Here is a 5,651-nt window from a genome sequence, read left to right as displayed (position 1 = left end):
CCAGTTTTTTCCAGATTTTCAAACCTTCATAGACGGCAAATTTATGCGGCCCGTCGCCATCCCCGCCAAGGGCGGCCAAAACCGGTATGCCCCACATCCATTGCCCGCGCGCCATCGGCCATGCGATGGAAAGCGCGCGGGATCGTTTTTCCCGTGGGAGGGTGGCAAGTTCCTGGAGCAGGCGTTTCATCGCCTCGGCCAGGGCTTCGGCCTGACCGATCAGGTCTTCGGATGGGGATTGTCCGGTGGCCAGCGCAAGGCCGCGCGGGGTCGGCACACAAAACTGTGCCGGGCGGACAAAGGCAAATAGTTCGAGCAAATCATGGGCCGGAAACGGATCGGATTTCATCCGCCGTGCTGATGCCGGGGTATGAACCAAAATCGGACGTTGGGCGCGCGCACGCTTGACCGCCGCCCCATGTGGCAGTTCTTCTACCTCGCCATCGGGGGTTAAAAACACAGCATGCCGCAATCCGACGACCATGATGGGTGCGTTGGGCGGCAAAAACTTCGGCGTGGGATCGGAACGATCATCGAACATTTGAGGGAATATAAGCGGAGTGGCATTGGGATGCCACAGGGGATTGTCGGGAAAATATAGACAGGTCCAGCACGTTAAAGGAAAAGGGGCCAACAGAAAACTGCGGGCCCCTTTTCGGGATGTTCAGGCTGGAAAATAGGCGTCACCGGATAAGCGACGGCAGAGCCAATGTTATGAATGGCACGTAGGATACCAGCATCAGGACCGCAAACTGAACCAGAAGCATCGGCCACAAAGCCTTTGTAATTTGTTCAATCGAAAGGTTGCTGGTGGCGGCCCCGACAAACAATGAGTAGCCAAAGGGTGGGGTCGCCATTCCGATTGCGAGGTTGATCACTACGATCGCTCCCAGATGCGTCGGGTCCAGACCGATATGTGCGCCCAATGCCTGCAAGATGCCGCCGAGAATGATCATGGCCGCAATATTGTCCATGATCGCCCCGACAAACAGCAGGAACAGATTAAGAAGAAACAGCAGAACATAAGGGTTTGATGACACCGAAAGAATGCCGTTCGCAATTGTTGCCGGGAGCTGTTCAATAGCAACAAGCCAACCGAATGCCGAAGCAACTGCGATGATGAAGCAGACAATCGTTGCGGTTTTCATCGATTTTAGCGTGATGGCATAAAGCTCGGAGACACGGAGTTCCCGATGAACAAAGATCCCGATGATCAGGGCATAGGCAACGCCAATAGCCGCCGCTTCAGTGGGGGTGAAAACGCCGCCATAAATACCGCCAAGAATAATGACGGGGGCTGCGAGTGCCCATTTGCCATCATTGATCGCGGCGCGAAGTTCGGCCATGGTGGAGCGAGAGGTTTCGGGCGCAATACCTTGGCGGCGGGCGGCGAAATAGCACAGGATCATCAGGCCGCCAGCAATCATGATGCCGGGGATAATCCCGGCAAGAAATAACTGGCTGATGGATTCTTCTGCGACAACGCCCCAAATGATCATTGGGATCGAGGGCGGTATCATCTGGCCAATCGGGCCAGCGGCAGAGGCCAGCGCCGCAGCAAAGTTCTTTTGCCAGCCGCGTTTTTCCATTTCCGGGATCATGATCCCGCCAATAGCGGCAGTCGTCGCCGGGGCAGAACCGGAAATGGCAGCAAAGAAAGTTGCAGCCAGAACCGTGACCATACCAAGACCACCGGTGACATGCTGAACCATCGTTTGGCAGATGCGAACCAGTCGTCTGGACAGGCCGGCATGGATCATTAGCTCACCGGTCAGAATAAAACCCGGAATAGCCAAAAGAGAGATGACATTCGTGCCCGACAATATGCGCTGGGCAAGAATCATTTGCGGGAAATCAGCAACCCACAGGGTCACAACAGATGCCAGTCCGATACAGAAAACAATCGGAACTCCCGTCAGGAGCCCGCCAGCAAAGACGGCCAGCAATGTAATTGCAGCAGCACTCAAGGTGAAACTCCTATCAAGGCCGTGGCGTGATTATGCGGCAGAAAGTGTGAATGCAGCCAAGTGTCCCGCAAACCGGGGCAGCAACATTAATCCATGCCATCGGCAGGCGCAGTGCGGGCGAAACCTGACCAAATGTGGTTTGCAGATATTCGGCACCGGCAACGGCAAACACGATAAAAAAAGCCAGAACTGCAAGGTCGATGATGCGCTTCCAGAAATTTTCAAGTCTTTCGGGCAATGCCTTTACGATGAAATCAAGGCTGACATGAGACCCGTCGCGCAGAATGGACGTGGCTGCCAGAAGGATGCTCCAGGTGAAGCAGAACATTGCCAGTTCTTCAGTCCAAATAAAGGTTGCACCGATGACATAGCGAGAGAAGACCTGCAGAACGAGTGCCAGCATCATGACCCCGGACAGAACCACGACAATCACATTGGTGACGCGGGCCAGCTGGAGTGAAAACTTGTCACAGAATGTAGACATTTCAAATCGTCCGGCTAAAGGGAAACGCCCGGCACGAATGCCGGGCGACAGGTGGATTGGTGCTTACTGCAATTCACTTAGTGCCTTGTCGAGAAGGTCTTCACCTATGGATGGTTTGAAGGTCTCGTAGACAGACATAACCTTGCTGCGGAACTGTGCCGGATCCTTGACTTCGTTGATCTTCATGCCAGCTTCTTTTAGAAGCCCGATCAGTTCGGTGGAGTTTTTGGCAACTTGTTTGCGCTGGCTTGCAATGGCTTTTGTTGCAGCATCACGAACGGCTTGTTTCTGTTCATCCGAGAAGCTGTTGAAACGTTTCTCGGAAATCAGCAGGCCAAGTGCTGAATAGGTGTGCTTGGTTAGCGACAGATAGTCGGTGACGTCAGCGTATTTGTTGGCCCAGATTACAGCCAGCGGAATTTCCAGGCCATCAATGGTGCCCTGCTGGGTTGCGGTGTAGGTTTCACCCCATGCCAGCGGAATGGCATTGCCGCCCAGTGCTTGGAACATATCGATGAAGGCGCGGTTCTGCATGACGCGGAATTTGATGCCTTCTACATCGTTCGGTTCATTGATCGGGCGGACATTGTTGATCATGTTCCGGAAGCCGCCTTCGGCAAAGCCAAGGCCGACGATGCCGTTCTGTTCCAGACGCCCCATCAGTTCCTGCCCGATATCACCATCAAGGATGGTGTGTGCCTGCTCTTCGTTGCCAAACAGGAACGGCATGTCAATCAGCTGGAAGCCCGGCTGAATGTTGGCGATCGCTGCGTTGGTGATCACGGCAACATCCATGACGCCAAAATTCATTGCTTCGAGCATTTCACGCTCGTCACCAAGCTGGTTGTTCGGGAAGTACTGTGCTGTCACGTCTTCACCAAGTGCTGCGGACAGTTCCTTGACGAAGCTGTGTGCGGCAATGGCATACGGGTCTTTTTCACCGTCCGAGGTGGTCCAGCCAATGCGGAGATCAAGTGCCTGGGCTGCGCCGGTCATCATGCTGATGGACATGGCAGCGACGGCGGCGGTTTGGCTAAGTTTTTTTAAGAACATTTCTGTTCCTCCCTATTTTCAGTCATTTATTTTGGAAAGCCGTATAGTTTGGCAGGGTTGTCCACCAGAATGCGGTTTCTTGTTTTTGTATCCGGACACCAGTCATCGAGCAGGTCGAGCAGGCTTCCGTCATTGGGCATTCTGGTGTTCACATATGGGTGGGGCCAATCCGTGGCCCAAACGATACGTTCTGGATTTGCCTTAATCACTTCACGTGCGATCGGGGCAACATCGCTATAAGGAACATCGTTTTCAGAGGTAATCCTGTAAGCGCCGGAAATCTTTGCCCAGGATTTGCCGTCAGCAATAAGGGACAGCATTTCGCGGAAGCCCGGATGATGGATCCCGGCCGATGTGGGCATGTGGCCCATATGATCGAACACGGTTTCAACGGGGAGTGTTCCAAGCGTTTCACGAATATCGGAAAACTCTGATACATCGATTAGAAGTTGAATATGCCAATCAAACGGCGCGATTTTCTCGGCCAGACGACGGACGTCGGAAACTTCGATCCCGCTGCGAAATAGCAGGTTGATGCGGACACCGCGTGCACCGGCTTCATGCATCTGTTCGAGTTCTTTTTCACTGATATTTTCGTTGACGACCACGACTGCCCGGAAGTTGTCACCAGCCGCGCGCACGGCATCAAGGGTGGCCCGGTTATCGATGCCATAGACACTGGGCTGTACGATAACTGCACGCTGAATGCCAAGGGTTGCCATCATTTTCTGATAAGAACCAAGGCTTGCTTCTGGCGGGGTATAGGTGCGCGGCAAGGTTAGCGGATAGGTTGCCTGCGGGCCAAATATATGGGCATGGCAGTCACAGGCCCCCGGCGGCGGGGTGAAACTTGGGGCGATAGGGTTGAGATCAGCAGCTTCGCAGTCAGGAATAAGATTTTCATCGACTTGGGTCATGCGGGTTTCCTCCCATCCCTGGAGACCACGAAGACCCAGCCGGTCGGCAGAGCGCAAGACATGTCGCCATGCGGCGCGACGTGCCTTGTCCGGGTCACCGACCCGGATTGCATTCGCAATATTCTCATACTCGGTAATTAACCTTTGTTTGCCGTCATTATCGAGCGGCTTATGCCGGTTGCTCGCAGTAAGACTTTCACTGATCCGGTGGCCAAGGAACTGAATGAAGTCGCGGAAATGCGAGTTTCCGGTTGCCGCTGCTAGAACCCGGTGAAATTCTGTTTGTTCACTGACAGCCTGACCGCCACGGTCGAGTTCCCTGCGCAATGTTTCCAGTGCGGTGTCGATCAATTCCATCTGCGCGCGCGAACGGCGACGGGCAGCCATTGCGGCGGCACCGACTTCCATTTCAAGGCGGATTTCAAGAATTTGACGAAGGTTCTCGATTGAATCGAGGTCGGCAGCATCAATGCGGAAAGTTTGCCGTGCAGGGTTTTCCGAGACGAATACGCCGACACCCTGACGGGTGATTACCAGACCAGCTTCACGCAGTTTGGCAATTGCTTCGCGTACAGCACTTCGGCCGACGTCCAGTTCAGCACAGAGCGTCATTTCTGTGGGTAGCCGGTCACCGGCACTCAGGTTGCCCGATGAAATCATCTCGGCAAGCTGATCGGCGACTTCGTCCGAGCGACGGCGTGGTTTTCCCAAGGAATGAAATTGCATGTGCGTTTTACTGTTTGAATTTGACACGTGATTAACCCTGCAATGTATGGTTCTATAATCTGATGTCAGTCATCAGACAAGTTGATTTTTTTAGGCAGTTGGAATGCTGATTCCTGTCTTGAGTTTTTATTTTTGTGTTGTTTGTGCCTTGTTCTAAAAGGTTTTTTGTTTCAAAAATCCTCCAGAAAACGTCAGGGATGTCATTCGGGCTGCTGATCGTTATGCGGGTCTTTGATCGAAATCGGTTCTAAAATATCGCGATAGGCTGGCGGATTGGACGAGGTTCCCCTAGTTTTGCAACAGGAGTCGTAGCAAAGTCGGTTTGATGGAAAAGCGTGACAAGGTAAACCAGCGTTTCTGGCGCGACGCGGCTTTGCCGTTTGTCGAGGCGCAGCGCGTGCGCGACGGGCGCGGGATTTGCTATGAAAAGCACAGCCACGATACGTTTTCCATCGGCGCGATCACCGGCGGGGCCAGTACCTGTTGGAACCGGGGGCACAGCCA

At 53.7% G+C, this 5,651-nt stretch carries 5 protein-coding genes; all 5 read right to left on the bottom strand.

Translation table 11 applies throughout. From position 1 onward, the window contains the following. A partial coding sequence (locus ACN0TS_RS19055) for a hypothetical protein (RefSeq protein WP_417260887.1) occupies nucleotides 1-541 on the bottom strand: 541 nt, incomplete at its 3' end. Between the two features lie 142 nt (nucleotides 542-683). Then, nucleotides 684-1,967 (bottom strand): TRAP transporter large permease subunit, encoded by a 1,284-nt coding sequence (locus ACN0TS_RS19050; RefSeq protein ID WP_339860151.1) that lies wholly within the window; start codon nucleotides 1,965-1,967, stop codon nucleotides 684-686. Between the two features lie 13 nt (nucleotides 1,968-1,980). Next, the gene (locus ACN0TS_RS19045) at nucleotides 1,981-2,451 is read right to left on the bottom strand and encodes a TRAP transporter small permease (RefSeq protein ID WP_339860150.1); all 471 of its coding nucleotides are present in this window, start codon (nucleotides 2,449-2,451) and stop codon (nucleotides 1,981-1,983) included. 63 nt (nucleotides 2,452-2,514) lie between these two features. Then, complete coding sequence (gene dctP / locus ACN0TS_RS19040) at nucleotides 2,515-3,504, bottom strand: TRAP transporter substrate-binding protein DctP (RefSeq protein WP_339860149.1); 990 nt, start codon at nucleotides 3,502-3,504, stop codon at nucleotides 2,515-2,517. A 26-nt stretch (nucleotides 3,505-3,530) separates the two neighbouring features. Further along, on the bottom strand, nucleotides 3,531-5,147 hold the full coding sequence (locus ACN0TS_RS19035; RefSeq protein ID WP_417260886.1) for an amidohydrolase family protein: 1,617 nt from the start codon (nucleotides 5,145-5,147) through the stop codon (nucleotides 3,531-3,533). Between the last annotated feature and the right edge of the window lie 504 nt (nucleotides 5,148-5,651).

This window comes from Celeribacter sp. (assembly GCF_048266405.1).
GTDB lineage: Bacteria > Pseudomonadota > Alphaproteobacteria > Rhodobacterales > Rhodobacteraceae > Celeribacter.
The sequence above is the reverse complement of the archived record's forward strand: the minus strand, read 5'-3'. Positions and strand labels throughout refer to the sequence as shown.

Bases quoted from the DNA above. Each gene is read 5' to 3' on its own strand.
- ACN0TS_RS19045 (WP_339860150.1), bottom strand. From the start codon at position 2,451: ATGTCTACATTCTGTGACAAGTTTTCACTCCAGCTGGCCCGCGTCACC.
- dctP (WP_339860149.1), bottom strand. From the start codon at position 3,504: ATGTTCTTAAAAAAACTTAGCCAAACCGCCGCCGTCGCTGCCATGTCC.
- ACN0TS_RS19035 (WP_417260886.1), bottom strand. From the start codon at position 5,147: ATGCAATTTCATTCCTTGGGAAAACCACGCCGTCGCTCGGACGAAGTC.